Here is a 1,258-nt window from a genome sequence, read left to right as displayed (position 1 = left end):
GGCGTACTCCTTGAGCTGGATGCCCTTGATGACGCGGGTGTCCCAGAACGGCGGGGCGGGCACGGGGTTGTCGACGGCCACGTCGGAGCGCACATGCCCCTCCTCCGGCCGTTCCTCCACCTCCACCGGGGCCGCCGCCCGCACCCGGCGCTGCCTCAGCTCCGGCAGCTTCGCCCCCGGAACCCCCCGCTTCACCCCGATCAACGCGTCCATCAGGTGCAGGCCCTCGAACGCGTCCCGGGCGTAGCGGACTTCGCCCTGGTAGAGCCCGTGGAGGTCCTGCTCGACGTAGGCGCGGGTGAGGGCGGCGCCGCCGAGGATGACCGGGTAGGTGGCGGCCAGGCCACGCTGGTTGAGCTCCTCCAGGTTCTCCTTCATGATCACCGTGGACTTCACCAGCAGCCCCGACATACCGATCACATCGGCCCGGTGCTCCTGCGCCGCCTCCAAAATCGCCGAGACCGGCTGCTTGATCCCCAGATTGACCACGTTGTAGCCGTTGTTGGACAAGATGATGTCCACCAGGTTCTTACCGATGTCATGCACGTCCCCGCGCACCGTGGCCAGCACGATCGTGCCCTTGCCCTCGGCATCCGACTTCTCCATGTGCGGCTCCAGATGAGCCACCGCCGCCTTCATCACCTCGGCGGACTGCAACACGAACGGCAACTGCATCTGACCGGAACCGAACAGCTCCCCGACCACCTTCATACCGTCCAGCAACGTCTCATTGACGATGTCCAGAGCAGGCCGCGCCTCGAGCGCCGCGTCCAGGTCGGCCTCCAGGCCGTTGCGCTCACCGTCGATGATCCGCCGCTTCAGCCGCTCCTCCAGCGGCAGCGCCGCCAGCTCCTCCGCCTTCCCCGCCTTCAACGACTTCGCGGTGGCGCCCTCGAACAGCTGCATCAGCTTCTGCAGCGGGTCATAACCCTCGCTGCGGCGGTCGTAGATGAGGTCCAGGGCCGTGGTCACCTGCTCCTCGTCGAAGCGGGCGATCGGCAGGATCTTCGACGCGTGCACGATCGCCGAATCCAGCCCCGCCTTCACACACTCGTCCAAGAAGACCGAGTTCAGCAGGATCCGCGCGGCCGGGTTCAGGCCGAAGGAGATGTTCGACAGGCCCAGAGTCGTCTGCACGGCCGGGTGGCGGCGCTTCAGCTCCCGGATCGCCTCGATCGTCGCGATGCCGTCCTTGCGGGACTCCTCCTGACCGGTACAGATGGTGAACGTCAGGGTGTCGATGAGGATGTCCGCCTCA

1 protein-coding gene is annotated in these 1,258 nt (G+C 66.8%); it reads right to left on the bottom strand.

The window, feature by feature from the left end; genetic code table 11:
* A partial coding sequence (locus tag ACZ7L0_RS43945; RefSeq protein ID WP_471248196.1) for a B12-binding domain-containing protein occupies positions 1-1,258 on the bottom strand: 1,258 nt, incomplete at both ends.

The sequence above is a fragment of the Streptomyces sp. NPDC039424 genome (assembly GCF_055639495.1).
The sequence above is the reverse complement of the archived record's forward strand: the minus strand, read 5'-3'. Positions and strand labels throughout refer to the sequence as shown.